General features: G+C 62.9%; 15 protein-coding genes. 14 read left to right on the top strand and 1 reads right to left on the bottom strand.

Going from position 1 to position 18,647, the window contains the following annotated elements:
- Window positions 1-107: 107 nt before the first annotated feature.
- Window positions 108-1,055 carry a CHAD domain-containing protein gene (locus ACV4UY_RS01795; RefSeq protein ID WP_491605951.1) on the bottom strand — a complete coding sequence of 316 codons (948 nt, stop codon included), beginning with the start codon at window positions 1,053-1,055 and terminating at the stop codon, window positions 108-110.
- Between the two features lie 387 nt (window positions 1,056-1,442).
- On the opposite strand from ACV4UY_RS01795, the gene ppk2 reads away from it, so the two are divergent.
- The 14 genes from ppk2 (at window position 1,443) to ACV4UY_RS01725 (ending at window position 18,560) form a co-directional block, all read left to right on the top strand.
- A complete protein-coding gene (gene ppk2 / locus ACV4UY_RS01790) occupies window positions 1,443-2,312 on the top strand; it encodes a polyphosphate kinase 2 (RefSeq protein ID WP_491605950.1) in 870 nt (289 codons plus the stop codon).
- A gap of 187 nt (window positions 2,313-2,499) precedes the next feature.
- Window positions 2,500-3,192, top strand: a complete 693-nt coding sequence (locus tag ACV4UY_RS01785; protein ID WP_491605949.1) for a cytidylate kinase-like family protein — start codon at window positions 2,500-2,502, stop codon at window positions 3,190-3,192.
- 25 nt (window positions 3,193-3,217) lie between these two features.
- A complete protein-coding gene (locus ACV4UY_RS01780; RefSeq protein ID WP_491605948.1) occupies window positions 3,218-5,974 on the top strand; it encodes a PAS domain-containing hybrid sensor histidine kinase/response regulator in 2,757 nt (918 codons plus the stop codon).
- Window positions 5,971-6,606, top strand: a complete 636-nt coding sequence (gene lipB / locus ACV4UY_RS01775) for a lipoyl(octanoyl) transferase LipB (RefSeq protein WP_491605947.1) — start codon at window positions 5,971-5,973, stop codon at window positions 6,604-6,606. Before ACV4UY_RS01780 ends, lipB begins: the two co-directional genes overlap by 4 nt.
- On the top strand, window positions 6,603-7,055 hold the full coding sequence (locus ACV4UY_RS01770; protein ID WP_491605946.1) for an NUDIX domain-containing protein: 453 nt from the start codon (window positions 6,603-6,605) through the stop codon (window positions 7,053-7,055). Before lipB ends, ACV4UY_RS01770 begins: the two co-directional genes overlap by 4 nt.
- A complete protein-coding gene (locus ACV4UY_RS01765) occupies window positions 7,052-8,419 on the top strand; it encodes a Do family serine endopeptidase (protein ID WP_491605945.1) in 1,368 nt (455 codons plus the stop codon). The genes ACV4UY_RS01770 and ACV4UY_RS01765 overlap by 4 nt, the downstream gene beginning before the upstream one ends.
- Window positions 8,403-9,473, top strand: coding sequence for a hypothetical protein (locus tag ACV4UY_RS01760; protein WP_491605944.1), 1,071 nt, complete (start codon window positions 8,403-8,405; stop codon window positions 9,471-9,473). Before ACV4UY_RS01765 ends, ACV4UY_RS01760 begins: the two co-directional genes overlap by 17 nt.
- Window positions 9,470-10,525, top strand: a complete 1,056-nt coding sequence (locus ACV4UY_RS01755) for a zinc ABC transporter substrate-binding protein (RefSeq protein WP_491605943.1) — start codon at window positions 9,470-9,472, stop codon at window positions 10,523-10,525. The genes ACV4UY_RS01760 and ACV4UY_RS01755 overlap by 4 nt, the downstream gene beginning before the upstream one ends.
- Window positions 10,526-10,569: 44 nt before the next feature.
- Complete coding sequence (locus ACV4UY_RS01750) at window positions 10,570-12,234, top strand: response regulator (protein WP_491605942.1); 1,665 nt, start codon at window positions 10,570-10,572, stop codon at window positions 12,232-12,234.
- Window positions 12,231-13,139 (top strand): prephenate dehydratase, encoded by a 909-nt coding sequence (gene pheA, locus ACV4UY_RS01745; RefSeq protein ID WP_491605941.1) that lies wholly within the window; start codon window positions 12,231-12,233, stop codon window positions 13,137-13,139. Before ACV4UY_RS01750 ends, pheA begins: the two co-directional genes overlap by 4 nt.
- Entirely contained in the window at window positions 13,136-13,930 is a 795-nt protein-coding gene (lgt, locus tag ACV4UY_RS01740; protein ID WP_491605940.1) for a prolipoprotein diacylglyceryl transferase, read from the top strand. Before pheA ends, lgt begins: the two co-directional genes overlap by 4 nt.
- 17 nt (window positions 13,931-13,947) lie before the next feature.
- Window positions 13,948-15,828, top strand: coding sequence for an excinuclease ABC subunit UvrC (uvrC, locus tag ACV4UY_RS01735; RefSeq protein ID WP_491605939.1), 1,881 nt, complete (start codon window positions 13,948-13,950; stop codon window positions 15,826-15,828).
- Window positions 15,829-15,838: 10 nt separating this feature from the next.
- Window positions 15,839-16,387, top strand: coding sequence for a CDP-diacylglycerol--glycerol-3-phosphate 3-phosphatidyltransferase (pgsA, locus tag ACV4UY_RS01730; RefSeq protein ID WP_420904550.1), 549 nt, complete (start codon window positions 15,839-15,841; stop codon window positions 16,385-16,387).
- Between the two features lie 187 nt (window positions 16,388-16,574).
- A complete protein-coding gene (locus ACV4UY_RS01725) occupies window positions 16,575-18,560 on the top strand; it encodes an RNA-binding domain-containing protein (RefSeq protein WP_491605938.1) in 1,986 nt (661 codons plus the stop codon).
- Window positions 18,561-18,647 lie beyond the last annotated feature (87 nt).

Below are 18,647 nucleotides of genomic sequence, written 5' to 3'. Positions count from 1 at the left end.
ATCAAAACCCTGGGAGAGGAATCTCCCAGACGCTCTCTTTTTTTTCGACGGTCGAAGCGACATCTTCCAAACTGGACGGGACAGGGTATGGAATCCCGCCGACACCCTCACTTCATCCACGGCATGGCAGAGCTGGCAAACTCCTCCCAACGGGCATTGAGCTGACCACGCACCTCCTCGTACTGACGGGAACGCCAGCCGATGATGGCCCCGGCATACTGAAGGGTCTCCAGATCGGTGGAACCGGCCAGAATTTTCTCCAACAGACCCGGCATCACCGAAACGTCGTTCATCACGCCAAGAATGTCTTGCAACCCCTTGAGATGAAGCGTGAAGCTGGCCATCCCCTTCTCGGAGAAGAGAGGCAGGAAGAACTCCAACGCATAACGCAGTTTCTTGCACTCGATGCGCAGGGCATGCAACTCCACATGATCCATCTCGTCGATGCGCTCGCCATATCCGAGGGTCATGGACATGCGTTTGTTGAGCACCGAAGCGGCGTAAAGACGGATTCCCCGGTTCATGCGGCGACGGATATCCTCGGGCAGGTCGTTGAGATCCTGCCAACCGGCATCGTCGAGCCAACGCGGGAAAGCGCGCATGAACTTCTTGTAACGGTCGCTGTCCATCATCGCACGCACCTGACGATAGGCCTCCTCGCGACGCTCGATGGCCAGGGCCGTCAATTTCTTCTCGCCAGCCTCCAAGGGGATCTTGCCTGCGGTCACCTTCAACCCCTCGGCAATGAACACATCCAAATCCCGGGCCGCACCCATGGTGGAGGCGATCCAACTCATCTCCACACCCCACGGATCGGTGATGGAACGGGGAATCGCCTTGCGGAACAGTCCCAACGCCGAACGCATGCGACGCAACGACACCCGCGCCTGATGCACCCCCTCGATCTCGTCGCCCCGGTAGGCGATCGGCGCCCACTCCCGCAGAGCCCCGAAATTGTGGTTCAGAATCAGTCCAAAGGACTCACCCGTGGTCTGCTTGTCCTTGATTGCCGCACCCTTGCTTTTCGCCGTGGCGTTCATATTCGTTTCGCTCATGTATCCATGTCCGTATTTTTATAGAGAATGATCGAGCTTCTTTGCATCAAGAGCAGCGATGGCAAATTTTATCACCATTTTCCCCCATCTTACCCCAAATGCCGAATCCCTAACAAGCAGCTTCTCGTCAATTCAAAAAAATGCATATTGCAATGCAAAATCAACCGGGGAAAGGTGGACATGCGCGCCAGCGCGCCTTATGATGGGGAGGCCTTGCGAATGGCGGGATAAACAACTCTTGGGAAAAATGCGCCTGTCCTTCAAGATACGGAGCCCCATGCCAAGATTTCCAAGGCATGACGCCTGGATCATGGAACAAACACCGCCCCAATTTTTTTTCACATTGACCCAACGTCCTCACAATTCCAAATGCCGCGGGAGAACGGAATGAGCAACAGCATGCAGGATGATGCCAAACAGAACGAAACCTCCACCGACGATGACGGTCACCCGATCGTCCTCGGCAAGGGGAGCCAGAAAGCGCAACGCAGTGTCCGTCCCAAATTCAAGAAAATGTCCGAGGAAGAGTACCTCAGCATCATGACCCCCCTGCACATCGAGCTGGTGAAGATGCAGAACTGGGTCAAGGAGAACGGCCTGAAGATGATCGCCCTCTTCGAGGGCCGCGACGCCTCGGGCAAGGGCGGCACCATCAAACGGTTCATCGAACACATGAACCCCCGCGGCTGCCGCGTCGTCGCGCTCGAAAAGCCCACCGACCAGGAGCGGTCGCAGTGGTATTTCCAACGCTACGTGCAGCATCTCCCCTCGGCGGGCGAAATCTGCCTGTTCGACCGCAGCTGGTACAACCGTGCCGGCGTGGAACGGGTGATGGGCTTCTGCTCCAAGGATCAGGTGCGCGAGTTCCTGCGCTCCGTGCCGGAATTCGAGCGGATGCTGGTCAACTCCGGGATCATTCTCTTCAAGTTCTACTTTTCGGTCAGCAAGGAAGAGCAGCTCCGCCGCTTCAACAGCCGCATGAGCGATCCCCTCAAGCAGTGGAAACTCTCCCCGGTGGACAAAGAGTCCCAGGACAAATGGGAGGACTACACCAAAGCCAAGGAGGATATGTTCTTCTACTCCTCGACCCCGGAGTGCCCCTGGACCATCATCAAGTCCGACGACAAGAAACGGGCGCGCATCCATGGCATCAAGTATGTCCTGAGCCAACTCCCCTACAAGGGCAAGAACAAGGATCTTCTGGACTACGACAAGCGCGTGGTGCGCACCGTGGCCGAAGAGATCGGCATCGACTGATCCCTTTGCATCGCTTGCGACGGCCCGGTCGGACCGGGCCGTCGCTGTTCATGGGCGCGCCAACGCCTGAAAGCCAAGGCGCCCCGCCCTGTCAAACCGATTCCCGGCATCTCCCTGGTTGCACGGATCGCCCGGAATGATCGATCCAACACGCCGAATTCGCATCCGCCAAAGGTCCAAAGACACCATGACGAACACTCCGTTGCATCTGGTCCAGGCCATTCTCGACGCAGGCCGCTACGAACCCGAAACGCACGCCGAAGCGCCCGCCATGCCCAAGCCCCTGGTCACCATCTCCCGATTCTATGGAGCTGCGGGCTCGAACACCTCCAAACTTCTGGCCGACCGACTCGGCGTGCATCTGTACGACAAGGAACTCCTCACCACCATCGTCAACAAAACCAAGGGAGACAAGGAGCTTCTCGCCCGTCTCGACGAGCATGTGCGGGGTCTGGTGGATGAGATGTTGATCTCCTTCTTCTCCAAAAAAAGCATCACCTCGGATCAATACTACCGCTACATGGCCAAAGTGATCCTGGGCATCGCCCCCTTGGGCGGGGTGATCGTCGGGCGCGCCGCCCATCTGCTGCTCTCCCCCACCAAAGCGTTCCGCGTGCGCCTGGAAGGTTCCCTGGCCACCTGCGTCGAACGTCTGGCCAAAAACAAGAACATCAAACCCGACAAGGCCGCCAAGCTGATCCTGGAGACCAACAAGGAACGCGATCAGTTCGAACGACAGGTCGCCAAACGGTTCCCCGGCGCGCACCACGGCTTCGATCTCACGGTCAACACCGACCGGTTCGCTCCCGAACAGGCGGTCCAGGTGATCATCGCGGCCATGCGTGAGGCCGGATTCCAAACCCCCGAACAACCGGCCTGATCCGCTTGGCTTCGCGACCGGTCCCATGACCGCCCGACACCGAACGGAGGGTCACGCCCCCCCCGAAACCGCGAAAACCGAACGTCTCACCCTGTTCGGGATGGGGGTTTGGCCCCTGATCGGCGCCTATCTGCTCGGCTGCCTGGTGGCGGTGGCGGGATTCATGGCCGATGCGGAGCTGAATCACGCTCCGGTCGAAGGCGGGGTGATTCTTCTGTTCGCCCTGCTGATCGCCTGGCTCGCCCACCGTCTGCTGATCCGCCCCCATCGACGCGCACGAGCCCGTGACGCGGCGCGCATCGTCGAACTCAACCGCTACCACCACGACATCCTCGACTCCATGGCCAACGGCCTTCTGGTCATCGACGACCAGGGCCGGATCCAAACCGTCAACCGTGCCCTCGCCCGGTTGATCGGCACGCCCCCGGCGGAACTGATCGGTCTCCGGGCGGTTGACCTGTTCGTCGAGCCGGACCCGGAACGCGCCCAAACACCCGACTTCTCCCCCCCATCCCAACTCGAAACCGTTTTGCGCGCCGCTGGCGGCGGAACGATTCCGGTGACGCTGCGTGCCTCGCGCCTGGAGGGTTTGACCGACCATACCCACGCCACCATCCTGGTGATCGAGGATCTGACCGAACGACGCCATGCCGAAGCCTGTCTGGCGCGGATCCAGAGCCATCTGCGCGAGATGGTCGAAGAGCGCACCGCCAAGCTCGAAAAGGCCATGCTGGCCGCCAACGCCGCCAATCAGGCCAAAAACGAATTCCTGGCCAACATGAGCCACGAAATTCGCAGCCCCATGACCGCGATCATCGGCATGACCGACCTGGTGCTCGGCACGCGACTCAGCGGCGAACAGCGCGACAAACTCACCATCGTCCAAAGCGCCTCCCACAACCTGCTGACCCTGATCAACGGCATCCTGGATCTGGCCAAGATCGAGGCCGGGCAGTTGCGGCTGGAACGGATCAGCTTCGATCTGCGCGCGGTGGTGGAGAATGTCTGCGATCTGGTGGCGGTCAAGGCGCACGAAAAGGAGCTGGAACTTTTCTGCTACATCGCCCCGGAAACACCCGAAATGGTGATCGGCGATCCGAACCGGCTCTCCCAGATCCTGATCAACCTGATCTCCAATGCCATCAAGTTCACCGACGAGGGGGACGTGACCATCCTGGCGCAACGGGCCGATCCGGTTCCGCCCGCCGTGGAAGAGGAGACGGGAACCGGACGGGATTTCGGCGTGATGTTCTCGGTGGCGGATACCGGCATCGGCATCCCGGACGAGCATCACGCGCGGATCTTTGAACGATTCACCCAGGCGGATGGCTCGATCACCCGTCGTTTCGGCGGCACCGGACTGGGTTTGACCATCAGCCGGATGCTGGTGGAGATGATGGGCGGCACGATCCGGCTGGAGAGCGAATGGGGCGAGGGAAGCATCTTTCATGTGCTGCTGCGGTTTCCGCCGGGTCGGAAAAGCGCGCCGGAAACAACGCCCGACGCTCCGTCCCTCCCGGTGCGACCGATGGTGGGTCAGGCGTTGGCCGGAGTGCGTATTCTGATCGCCGATCCCCATCCCATGGGACGCACCATCGCCACCGAGATCCTGCACGAGTTCGGCGCGGTGGTCGGAGAGGTGGATGAGTGGCAGGCGCTGTTGGCGGCCCTGGATGCCGCCCACGCCGAAAACCGCCCCTGGGAGGTGGTGCTGCTGGATGAACGGATGATCCTGGTGCTCGGCGCACGCCTGGAAACCCTCACCGGTCACCCCGGCTGGATGGGCAAGGCGGCGATCCTGTTGCCGACGAACCGACGCCCGACGGATCTGCCTGCGGTGGCCGAACTCCTGGAGACCATCGCCATCATCAAGCCCGTGAAAAGGCTTTCGCTGTTGCGCTCGATCCAGGCGATCCTCGAGGGCAGGGTTCACGAAGCTACCCGCGAACCGGAAAGCTGGCTCGCCAACATCCCGGTCACCCCGGCGTTGCGGATCCTTCTGGCCGAGGATCTGGAGGAGAATCGCGAACTGGCCGCCGATGTGCTCGAAAAGGCCGGTCACCAGGTGGTGCCGGTCAAGGATGGCCAGGAGGCGCTGGATCGCATGGATGCCGGCCCGCCCTTCGATCTGGTGCTCACGGATCTGCACATGCCGCGCATGGATGGCTATGAACTCACCCGACGCATCCGCGAGGGGTGCACGGCCCAGGCCATGGTCCCGATCGTGGCGGTGACCGCCCGCGCCCTGCCGGGGGAACGGGCGCTCTGTTTCGCCTCGGGGATGAACGAATTTCTCGTCAAGCCCTATCGCCCCCTCGACCTGTTGCACGCCGTATCCCGCGCCGCCTCGAAACAGTCCGCGCTCCGCAAGGGGCCTCCGCGCAAGGAGCCGGGACTCCTCACCCCGGTCGAGGATCGAATCGCCTTCGGGGAGGCGGCGGAACGACTGCTGGAGGGGACATCCCCGCTTCTGGAACCGTTGCGGATGGCCCTGGGCGACAGGAACGGTCGTCGGGCCCGCGAGCAGTGCGAAACCATCAAGCGCCTCGCCCTGGGATTGGGCGCGGAGCGGCTCAAGCTCAAGGCGGTGCGACTCGGGGCGGCGGCGCGCGCCGAGGAGTGGTTGAAAGCCGGCAAGCTGTTCCGCGAACTGGAAATGGAGTGCGATCAGGCGCTCCTGGCCGTGCGTGACCTCAACGATCCGGCACGGGAACCCGGAACCATCGAACCGCTTCCAACCCGGATGGTCACGCCCGATTCCACCACCCTCCCGTCCGGATGAGCACGCCGTTCGAATGCCAGCGCGACGCGCGCATCGCCTACGGCGTCGCCTGGGAACGACAGTTGGCGCGGGTGGAGGCGATCGCCGCCGGCGAGGCGCCCAATCTCTTCTGGCTGCTCGAACACGACCCGATCTACACCCTGGGCCGCTCGGCATCCCGTGCCGAAATCCTCGATGCCACCATCCCGACCATCGTCACCGATCGCGGCGGCAAGGTCACCTATCATGGTCCCGGACAGCTGGTGGGATATGTGCTCAAGGATCTCCGTCCGGCCATCCACGCCGCGCGGGCCCACGTCTTCCGGCTGGAGGAGACGGTGATCCGCGCCCTGGCCGGATTGGGGGTCGAGGCGCGACGCGAATCGAACAACCCCGGCGTGTGGGTGGCTGGAGAAAAAATCGCCGCGTTGGGGGTTCGCATTCGGCACGGGGTGGCGTATCATGGCTTTTCGATCAACCGCGCACCGGATCTGGAGGCCTTTGCCGGCATCGTGCCGTGCGGATTGGCCGGTCGCGGCGTCACCTCTCTGGAAAAACTCGGCGTCCCGGTGAGTCGAGCCGATTTGGAAACAGGCTTGCTGACCTCCTTCCGGGAGGTCTTCGAAACGGATTGGCGAGGACAACCCCCATGACCCGAGAACTGCAAACCCCCTTTCTGGCCGCGGATGTGATCATCGAACTGCTCGACCATCCGGGCCGTCCGATCGTGCTGATCGAACGAAAAAACCCGCCGTTCGGGCTGGCGATTCCCGGCGGCTTCGTGGATCGGGACAAAGAAAGCGTCGAACGGGCGGCGGTGCGCGAGGCCCTGGAAGAGACCACACTTGAGGTGCGCCTGATCGCGCTGTTGGGGATCTACTCCGATCCCGCCCGCGACAACCGGCTGCATTCGGCCTCGGCGATCTATGTGGGCGAGGCCCACGGCACCCCGCGCGCCGCCGACGACGCCAAGGCGGTGCGGATCGTCCTCCCCGATGCGCTCCCCTCCCCTCTGGCCTTCGATCACGATCGGGTGCTCGCGGACTATCTCGCCTTCCGTGCCACGGGTCGCGTGGCCCCCTTAAGAGAAATCTCCCGATGAACGCTCCCTCGCGTTGGTTCTCCCTCTTTGCACTGCTCACGCTTCTGGCCGCCCCGCCCCTGGAGGCCGGCCTGCCGATGTCCGTGGACGGCCAAAAACTCCCAACCCTGGCCGACATGGTGGATCGGGTGATCCCCGGCGTGGTCAACATCGCCACGACGGGACACGTCAACGTGCCGGATCACCCGCTGCTCAACGATCCGCTTTTTCAACGGTTCTTCGAGGTGCCCACCACCCGCGGAAAACGACAGAAGGAGAGCAAAAGCCTCGGATCCGGAGTGGTGGTCGATGCCAAGAACGGCTACATCCTCACCAATCAGCATGTGATCGACAAGGCCGAGATCATCAACGTCACCCTGCGCGACGGCAACAGCATGCAGGCCAAGCTGATCGGCGTGGACAAGGAGACCGATGTCGCGGTGATCCAGGTGCCGGCCAAGGGGCTCAAGGCGCTCCCCTTCGGCGACTCCGACGCGCTGCGCGTCGGGGACTTCGTGGTCGCCATGGGCAACCCCTTCGGACTGGGCCAGACCGTCACCTCCGGCATCGTCAGCGCCCTGGGACGCAAGGGACTGGGCAAGGGGTTCGAGGATTTCATCCAGACCGATGCCTCGATCAACCCCGGCAACTCCGGCGGCGCGCTGGTGGACCTCTCCGGCAAGCTGGTGGGGATCAACACCGCCATCCTCTCCCCCGGCGGCGGCAAGGGGAACGTGGGCATCGGGTTCGCCATCCCCATCAACATGGCCCGTCAGGTGATGGGCCAGCTGATCGAACACGGACAGGTGCGACGGGGATTCTTCGGCGCCCAGGCCCAAAACCTCACCCCGGAACTGGCCAAGGCCTTCGGCATCAGCGGCGGCTCGGGCGCGGCGATCACCCGCGTGGTGATCAACTCCGCCGCCTTTCAGGCCGGTCTGCGTCCCGGCGACGTGATCATCGAGGCCCAGGGCAAACCGATCCGATCGGCATCGGATCTCCACAACGTCATCGGCCTGGCCAAGGTGGGCGAGTCGATCCCCTTGAAAGCGATCCGCGACCGCAAGGAGCAGGAGTTCACGGTGGTGATGGCCAACCCCGAGGCCGAAAAGATCAAGGGAGAGAAAATCGATCCGCGGCTTAAAGGGGCGATCTTCGGCATCGATACCGAAGAGGGGGAGAAAACCCAGATCAAGGTGGTGAAGGTGATGCCGAACAGCTCCGCCTGGGAGGCCGGACTGCGCGACGAGGATCGAATTCTCACGGTCAACAAGAAGCCGGTGCCCGATTTCCCGGCCCTGGCCAAGGCGGTGCGCTCCGACGAGCGGCAGATGCTGTTGAACATCGAGCGTGGCGAGGAGAAGTTCTTTGTCCTGGTGCGTTGAACGGACAGTCGCGCGCCGTGATGGCTCCCGCGACCGACACTCCCCCCTCCACGCGACGCTCCGCGCATGGTGGCTCGCGCTTCCTCTGCTGCTCCTGACGGCACCCCGCGCCGAAGCCGAACCCCAGACCGCGCCGCCGCGTGAACTGCTGGGCCAGATCGTCAACATCGACCGGCCCGAGTTCAAGGCCAAGGGGCGGATCGCCCTGCACCGCCTCAATCCCCTGGCCGGTCAGCTGATCCTGAGCGAATCCAGGGGGGATCCGGAGTGGATCTTCAAAACCATCACCCCCTGGAACCCGCGTCTCGCCGCCTTCCTCAAAGAGCTGAAAATCGAGGATCTGTCCCTCACCGAGACCGACCTGTTGCTCGACGGCCCCAGGATCGACTGGAAGGTGGCCGAAATGGCGATCCCCGAGGGACGGGTCGAACAACTGCTCCATCGCCAGGATGAGGGAGGTCTTTGGAACATCTCCGCGCGGACCTTGCGGTTGGAACGCCTTCCCAAGGGTTTGCAAGGGGTGGTGGTGTCGCTGGCGCCCGGCGCGATGGGATTCGATCGGCTCGAGGCCTCCGGAGATCGGGAACGCGGCTCGGGCCACGCCACCGGGGTGTTCGGTCAGGGGTGGCGGATGGCCCGTCTGGAAGGATCGGGCGAGGTGACCGGACGCGATGGCCAGGGACGACCCGGCCGGGGCGGCTTCACCTGGAAAGGATCGGGCGTCCGCGCGCCTGGTCTGGCCAACGCCGCCAAAAAGGTGCCGGAACTGGCCGATCTGTTGCGTTTCGCCGGACGGAATCCAGGCTCGAAAGAACCGGTCGATCTGGGCAAGATCGACCTGCGCGTCGACTCGGACGGCCAAGGGCTGTTCACGATCAGGACAATCAACCTGGAGGCCCCGTGGATCCAGCTGGCCGGGGATGGCGCGCTCGAGATGAAGGGCGGGGCCGGCGGCAAGGATCAACTGCGGTTGAATCTGCTCGCCAAACGACCGGATGGCGGCACGAAACGGTTCAAGGTCACCCTTCCGGTCGCCACCCTGGTCAAGCCATGAAAATCCGCTTCCCATCCCTGCTGGGCGCCGCTCTGATGCTGGTGCAACCGTCGCTCGCCTCGGCCCTCGAGGTGGTGGTCTCCATCAAGCCGCTCCACGCGCTGGCCGCTGCGGTGATGGAAACGACCGGGAAACCGACGCTGCTGATCCAGGGCCATGTCTCCGAACACACCCATGCCCTGCGCCCCTCGGATGCCCGCCTCCTGTCCCACGCGGAGGTGATCTTCTGGGCCGGTCCGGAGCTGGAGGGGTATCTCAAACGTCCGCTGGAGAATCTCGCCCCCCAGGCCCACCAGGTGGCGCTGCTGGCCACTCCGGGTCTGCACCGTCTGCCGATGCGCCAGGGCGGGATCTGGGAGGAGGACGGCCACGACCACGGCAAGGCGGGCGATGATCACGACCACGCGGACCACGACGACCAGGCCCCATCGGCCAAGACCGATCACCACGACCACGCGGACCACGACGACCAGGCCCCATCGGCCAAGACCGTGGGATCCAACGCCAACAAGCCCCCCCCCTCCGTCGAAAAAAAACCGATCGACCCCCACGCCTGGCTCGACCCGCGCAATGCCGCGCACATGGCTTCGTCCATGGCCGAAACCCTGGCGCGCCGCGATCCGGAACGGGCCGCCCGCTACCGCGACAACGCCCAACGACTCGCGCAAAAACTGGCCACCCTGGATACCCGATTGGCCAAAGAGCTGCAAGCGGTGCGCAAGCACCCCTACATCGTCTTTCACGACGCCTATCAGTACTTCGAAAGACGCTACGGCCTGAACTCCGTGGGCTCGATCCTGGTCAATCCGGAACAGCCGCCGGGAGCCAAACGGGTCAGCGAGATCGCCGCGCGCCTCCGGGCCACCGGAGCGCGCTGTCTGTTCGCCGAACCGCAGTTCCCCCAGCGCATGGTCGATGCCGTGTCCGCCGGTCAGCCGGTGCGGGTCGGGGTGCTCGATCCGCTAGGCGCCGCCTTTCCGGAGGGTCCGGAACTCTATTTCGAGCTGATGGACGCCCTCACCCGCGCCCTGCGCGACTGTCTGCTCCCATGAACGCACTCCTGCCGCAACCCGCGACCCACCCCGGCGATCCCCCCATGAAATCAGCCATTCTCGTCGTGGATGATCATCCGGGGAACCTCTCCCTGATCACCACGCAACTACACGGGATCGACACCGAGATCGTCACCGCCCGTGATGGCCTGGAAGCCCTGGAACGGATGGCCGATCGCGAATACGCGTTGATGCTCCTGGATGCCCACATGCCGATCGTGGACGGCTTCGAGGTGATGCGGCGCATGGTCGATCTGGAGGCGGATCGGCGTCCACCCACCATTCTGGTCACGGCGGTGCATGGGGATCCGGTGTTCATCTCCCGCGCCTATGAACTGGGCGCGGTGGATTATCTGGTCAAGCCGTTCCCCATGGAGCACCTGCGCGCCAAGGTCCGGGTTTTTCTGGAACTCGACCGTCGCAACCGGCTGATCCGTCAGCAGGCCGTGGAGCTGGAGGAGCGGCGTCAGGCGCTGGATGTGGCCCGCATCCAGGCCGAGGCCGCCTCGCGCGCCAAGAGCCACTTTCTGGCCAACATGAGCCACGAAATCCGCACGCCGATGAACGCGGTGATCGGCATGACCGACATCCTGCTCGCCTCGGAACTCGATCCCGGGCAGCGTCGTCTGCTGACCACCATTCTGCACGCCTCGGAGTCGTTGTTGAACATCCTCAACGACATTCTGGACTTCTCCAAGATCGAGGCCGATGCGATCCAGCTGGATCGCATCCCCCTGGCGCCGCGCAAAGTGGTGGAACACGCGGTGGCCACCCTGGCCGTGGAGGCGGAAATGAAAGGATTGAGTCTCCAGAGCCTCATTGATGCCGGCGTGCCGGAGACGGTTCTGGGCGATCCGGCCCGTCTGCGCCAGGTGTTGATCAACCTGATCTCCAACGCGGTGAAGTTCACCGAACGGGGCGGGGTGGAGCTGCAACTGCTCAAAAAAAGTCGTCCCGACGGCGGACTGGATCTGGAGTTCCGGGTGCTCGACAGCGGCATCGGCATCCCGGACGACAAGATCCCCACCCTGTTCACCATGTTCTCGCAGGTGGATGCCGGCATGACCCGGCGTTTCGGCGGCACCGGGCTGGGATTGGCCATCAGCCGGAAACTGGTGGAACGCATGGGAGGCGAGATCCAGGTGACCAGCACCCGCGGTCAGGGGAGCGCCTTCGGCTTCACGGTGCCGTGCCTGCTTCCCGACGCCGGGGAACGCCCGCGTCTGGCATCGTCCCTCACCGCCCCCCATCCGGTGGCGAATCGCCCAGTGAGCGGTGATTTCACCCGGATTCTCCTGGTGGAGGACGATCCGGACAACCGCATGCTCGGCGAACATGTCTTGACATCGGCGGGCTTCTCCGTTACCACGGCTGGCGATGGCGAAGAGGCTTTGAAACAGTTGAACCAGGGGTGCGATCTGGTTTTCATGGATATCCAGATGCCGCGCCTGAACGGCATCGAAACCACCCGACGGATTCGCGCGGGCCGCGAAAAGGCCGATCCGGACCTGCCGATCATCGGCGTGAGCGCCCATGTGCAGATGGATCTGCGTCAGCACTGTCTGGAAGCGGGGATGGATGCCTTTCTCACCAAACCGTATCGCGCCCAGGATCTTCTGGAAATGATCGCGCATGCCGCCGACAGCCGGCAGCGCCGCATGGAACAACGCCGCAAGGCCACGGACAGACAAGGAAACGGAGCGGCATGAGCAACACCTCCCATCCGCCGGAAGGAGATCCCTCCCCCTCTCGAGAAACGCCCGCGCGGGAGCCCCGCGAAAAGACCGTCGCATTCCAGGGGGAACGGGGCGCCTACAGCGAACAGGCCTGCCGGGAGAGTCTCCCCGGGTACCGGACCATCCCCTGCCGCACCTTCGAGGAAGTGTTCCAGGCGGTGGACGAACGCGAAGCGAGCATCGGCATGATCCCGGTGGAAAACAGCATCGCCGGCGTGGTGAGCGACAGTTACGACCTGTTGGCGGTGTTCCAGCTCCACATCCTGGGGGAGTACTACCTGCGGGTGCGCCACGCTCTGCTCGGTCTGCCGGGCACGCGCATCGACGACGTGCGGGCGGTCTACTCCCATCCCCAGGCGCTGGCCCAGTGCCGCACCTTCATCCGCAAGCACGGCTGGGCCTGCAACGCGGTCTACGACACCGCCGGGGCCGCCGCGGACCTGGCTGAACGGGGTGGAACCCTGGAGGCGGCGATCGCCGCCGAACTGTGCGCCGAACTCTACGGACTCGACGTGCTGGCCCGCGACATCCAGGACAGCCGGCTCAACACCACCCGGTTCTTGCAGATCGTGAAAGAGCGCCATGTGCCGCCCAAGGAGGTTCCCTGCAAGACCAGCCTGATCTTCGAAGTGCGCAACATCCCGGCAGCCCTCTACAAGTGTCTGGGCGGATTCGCCACCAACGGCGTCAACCTCACCCGCCTGGAGTCCCGTCCCGTGCCGGGCACCCCCTGGTCGTACCACTTCTATCTCGACTTCCAGGGCCGCCCCGAGGAGCGACCCTGCAAACTGGCCCTCGAGGAGCTGGATTTCTTCACCAGCAGCTTGAAGATCCTCGGCAGCTATCCCGAATCCCCCACCTGGCATCCCCAACCATGATCGCCTATCCACACTTCGATCCGATCGCCCTGCAACTCGGTCCCATCGCCATCCGCTGGTACGGGTTGATGTACACCCTCACCTTCGTGCTCGGCTGGCCGCTCCTGCAATGGCAGGTACGACGCCAACGGCTGGAGATCTCCCCGGAACGGCTCGCCGACCTGGTGATGGCGGTGCTGCTCGGGGTGATCCTGGGAGGACGGTTCGGATACATTCTGTTCTATAACTTCAACGCCTACCTCACCAACCCGCTGGCCATCCTCAAGGTGTGGGAGGGGGGCATGTCCTTCCACGGCGGACTGCTGGGGGTGCTGCTGGCCGGGCTCTACTTCTCCCGCAAGGTGGGGCTGTCGTTTCTGGTCGTCATGGAACTGCTGGCGGTGGTCACGCCACTCGGGCTGCTGCTGGGCCGGATCGGCAACTTCATCAACGGCGAACTGTGGGGACGTCCCACCGATCTGCCGTGGGGCATGGTCTTTCCCGGTGCCGGTCCCCTGCCCCGTCACCCGAGCCAGCTCTACGAGGCCGGACTCGAAGGGGTGGCGCTGTTGATCGTCCTGATCTGGCTGGGCCGACGCCCCAGACCGGCGGGACTCATCGGCGGAATTTTCCTGACCGGCTATGCCCTCTCCCGGCTGGCGGTCGAGTTCGTGCGCGAACCGGATGCCCATCTGGGGCTGCTCGCCGGCGACCTGACCATGGGACAGTGGCTCAGTCTGCCCATGCTCGTCATCGGCCTGGGGTTGATCGCCCATGCCCGGGGCCGCGCCAGGCCAGACATCCCCCGGTGAACGATTTCGCGCCATCCGTGCCGCGCGAAACGGTCGATTCCCTGCCGGATGCTCCGGGGGTCTACCGCTATCTCGACGCGGATGGCCAGGTGCTCTATGTCGGCAAGGCCAAATCCCTCAAGAAACGGGTCGGCTCCTATTTTCATGGGGCCAATTCCGCCCGCATCCAGGCCATGCTCGCCAAGGCGCGGGATCTGGCCATCATCGTCACCGCCAGCGAAGCCGATGCCCTGATCCTCGAGGCCAACCTCATCCGACGGCTGCAACCCCCCTACAACGTGCTGCTCAAGGACGACAAGTCCCACCCCTGGCTGCGCCTGACCATCAACCACCCCTTCCCGCGCCTCACCCTGCACCGCGGCCCGAAACATCCGGGCGAACGGTACTTCGGACCCTATCCGAGCGTGCATGCGGTGCGGGAAACCTTGAAATGGTTGCAGGGGATCTTTCCCCTGCGCCAGTGCGAGGAGCGACAGTTCACCACGCGGCGGCGTCCCTGTCTGCAACACCAGATCAAACGGTGTCACGCCCCCTGCATGGGCCTGATCGATCCGGAGAGCTATGGCCTCTGGGTGAAGGAGGCGATCCTGTTTCTGGAGGGGCGCGACCGCCAGTTGACCGAAGGGTTGACCCAGGCGATGTGGGAGGCCGCCGAGACACGCCGCTTCGAGGAGGCGGCCCGCTTGCGAGACCGGATCAAGGCGATTCGCCACGTCCAGGAGCAGCGGCGCGGCAACCTCAAGGAGGGGACCGATCTGGATGTGCTCAGCATCACCATCAGCGACGGACCGGCGGTGATCGAGATCTTTTTCATCCGCGACGGGATCCAGCTCGGCAATCAGGCCCACTTTCCGGAAAATACCGAGGATCTGGCCCCCGCCGAGGTGCTGGAGTCTTTCATCGCCCAGTTCTACGCCCCCGGTCAGCTCGATGCCGAGGACGAAACGCGGGATGGACGCGAAAAATCCGCCAGCATCCTCGAGACCCCCTTGCCACCGCCGGAGATTCTGGTCAACCTGGCCCCACCGGAGCGCGGCTGGCTGGAGGTGACGTTGAGCCGCCTGCGCGGCGGCGCGGTCAAGATCCGCGTGCCGGAACGCGGGGAGAAACGGCGTCTGGTGGATCTGGCCCTCACCAACGCCGAAACCGCCAAGGTCCGTTCGTTGAGCGGCAAGCGGGCCAACCGTCAGCGGCTGGCCGAACTGGCGGAGATTCTGGAGTTGCCGCGCGCGCCGGAGCGGATCGAAGCCTGCGACATCTCCCACATCCAGGATACGCATGTGGTGGCCTCGCTGGTGGCCTTCGGTCCGGAGGGGATGATCAAGAAGGATTACCGCCGCTTCGCGATCCGCGATCCGGACGCCATCGACGACACTTCGCGCATGGCCGAGGTATTGCGCCGCCGCTTCCGCGACGCCGACGCCAGCGACGAGGACTGGCCGGATCTGGTGCTGCTGGATGGGGGCAAGGGACAGTTGAACGCGGTTGTGGAGGTGGCCGGAGATCTGGGCATCGCCGGGGTCACCTTCTGCGCAATCGCCAAGGGTCCGGATCGCGACGCGGGAAAGGAAACCCTGTTCTTGCCCGGACGCTCGGAAGCGATTATACTGCCGGGACGCTCCTCGGTGTTGTTCATGTTGCAGAATATCCGCGACGAGGCGCACCGGTTCGCCGTCACCTATCACCGTGGCAGTCGTGGGAAAGAGCTGGTCCGTTCGGCCCTCGACGACATCCCCGGCGTGGGACCGAACCGCAAGAAGGCGTTGTTGCGGCGTTTCGGCTCGGTTCGGGCCCTGCGCGCCGCCGATGTCGAAGAGCTTGAAGCCGTTCCGGGCATCTCCGCCGCCCTGGCGGAGACCATCGTCCACCACCTGAGGAACATCCAGGAAACCACATGAGATCCGATTGATGGTTTGGAATCTTCCCAACACCCTGACCGCGACCCGCATCGCGCTGATCCCGTTTTTCATCGGCAGCGCCTATCTGCCGGATCGCTGGGGATTGATTCTCTCGGCCCTGTTTTTCAGCCTGGCCGCCATCACCGATTGGGCCGACGGCTACGTGGCGCGTCGTTCCGGACTGCTGACCGACTTCGGACGCTTCTTCGACCCGGTGGCCGACAAACTGCTGGTGATCTCGGCGATCGTGCTGCTGCTCTCCCTGGACCGCGCCCCGCTGACGCTGGTGTTGATCATCCTGGCCCGCGAGATCACCATCATGGCCCTGCGCGAACGGATGGCCGGTCTCGGCCTCAAGGTTCCGGTATCCGGCTTGGCCAAATGGAAAACCGGCTTCCAAATGACCGCCATCATCATGCTCTTGGTCCAGGACGGCCTGTTCGATGTGCCGTTCCAGTGGCCCGGACTCTTCTTTTTAGGGGTCGCAGCGGTCTTCTCCCTCTGGTCCGGCTACGCCTACCTGGTCACCGCCTGGCCGGCCATCCAGCCGAAACGGTGATGGATCGCCAGCTTCACCCATCTTTCTCGAATTGCACCCAGCTTGAAACCATGGCTCCCAAACCGCGCCCAATCGGGCACAGATGGCTTTACCATGGACCCCCTTCGGGAGGTCCATGGTACGAGGGTGAGGGAGTTCTCCTCCATCATGCAAGTTGTTTCATCTCAGGATCCCATGGAATGAAGTGATGAAATCCATGCTACCCGTCAATCTTGACGATTTACTCCACTTGCGCACCGTTGAATCGCCTCGTGTGGAATTCAAAGCCTCCTGGGAAGAGAAAACCACCGGCGCGCAGGTCATTCGTTCCATTTGCGCGTTTGCCAACGATTTTCAAAACCTTAACGGTGGCTATATCATCCTGGGCGTGGATCAGAGGAATGAGTCTGCCATCCTGCCCCCAAAAGGCTTGACCACTGCCGAGGTGGAAAAGGCGCAGAAATGGATTCGCGGACGGTGCAACACAATCGATCCGGTCTATCAGCCCCTCCTCTCGCCTGAATGGGTGGACGGCCAGCATATCCTGGTGATCTGGGCACCTGGCAGCCAGGCGCGACCACATCAAGCACCCGAGTCCGGGGAGAAAGGCGCGGCGCGAAAGTATTATATCCGTCTTGGTTCAGAGAGCGTGGACGCCGACAGTCAGGCCGACCTCAAGACACAGCTCATTCAATTGACGGCAAGAGTACCCTTCGACGATCGCAGATCGTTGCATGCAAGCGTATTGGACATCCGCGAAACCAAGGTGAAGGAGTTTCTGCACGACATCGGTAGTGAACTGGTGGAGGCACAGGACACGCGCACGATCTATCGCAATTTGCGGATCGCCGATCCTGTCAATGGGCATGACGCGCCACGCAACGTGGGATTGTTGTTTTTCAGCCAAGATCCAGAGCAGTGGTTTCCCGGCGCACGGATCGAGGTGGTGCAATTTGCCGACGACACTTCCGGCGATGTTCTGGAAGAGAAAATCTTTTCACTCAGACCGATCCACGAGCAACTCAGAGAATGTTTGGCCTATCTTGAGAATCTCTCGGTACGGCTGATTCAGAAGTTACCCAACCGTCCGAAGGCGACCCATTGGGTAAGCTATCCGACCTCGGCGTTGCGGGAAGCGCTGGTGAACGCTGTCTATCACCGCTCTTACGAGGGGATTTCCGAACCCATCAAGGTCTATCTCTACCCGGACCGGATGGAGATCATCAGTTATCCGGGCCCCGTGCCGGGCATTGAAGCGCACCACTTCGACGATGCCATTCCCCTTCCGCCCGTACCGGCTCGCAATCGCCGCATAGGAGAGTTTCTCAAGGCGTTGAGGCTTGCCGAAGCGCGTGGCACCGGCATACCCAAGCTCAGACGGGTCATGCAGCAAAACGGTTCGTCACCGCCACGTTTCGATTTCGATGCCGCACGCCACTACTTTCGAACGACCCTGCCAGCCCATCCCGAATCTCAAGCCATTCTCACCTTGCTGGACGTGGCCAATTTGAAGGCGGTCGGTGATTTTTCAGGGGCATTGCGGCGTTTGAAAGAGTCCTACAGGCAAAATCCCGGATCTCTCGGGTTGGGCGTGGAGTTGGTGCGTGAATTGATTTCTCAGAATGACCTCCATGCCGCCGAAGCCATCCACGACCAATTTGTCGAGGCCAATCCGGTCTCGAGTCCGGCGGCGCTGATCACCCTGATCTCCGGAGCCTATCTGGACAAGAATCAAACGAGCAAGGCCATGGCATGGCTGGACAGGTTACCTCTTCTGGATGTGGTCGAAGAGGCTTTCAATGCCGCGATCCAGGAGAAACGGGCCGGTCGGCTGGAACGCGCGTACCGTTATTTCCAGATTGCGGGCGAGGCCGTCATGCAGGATGTGAAGGCGCTGCACGAATTCGCTCAGGTCAAAATGAAACTGGCTGACAAAGCCAGACCGCAAGGACGCCAGGGCAATTGGACCGTATACAACCGGCAACTCGATGAAACGCGGGAAATGTTGCAAAGGGTCGTCCAAATGGAGGCGCCGAGGACTCGCCATGCATGGGCTTGGTTCGATTTGGGCAGGGTGCTGCAATGGCGTCGATCACCCAGGCAAGAGATTCGTCATGCTTTCGAACAAGCCGCACGGCTTGACCCCAATGAGCCGCGTTTCAAGGAAGCTCTGGATCGATTGGAAACCACCTGATGCGACCGTCCGTCGACTATCGCCATCGCCAATGGGCACCCCCTTTCAAACCCCCTTGACGAACCCATCCAGGATTCGCTATGATTG

The sequence above is a fragment of the Candidatus Magnetaquiglobus sp. genome (assembly GCF_058402785.1).
The sequence above is the reverse complement of the archived record's forward strand: the minus strand, read 5'-3'. Positions and strand labels throughout refer to the sequence as shown.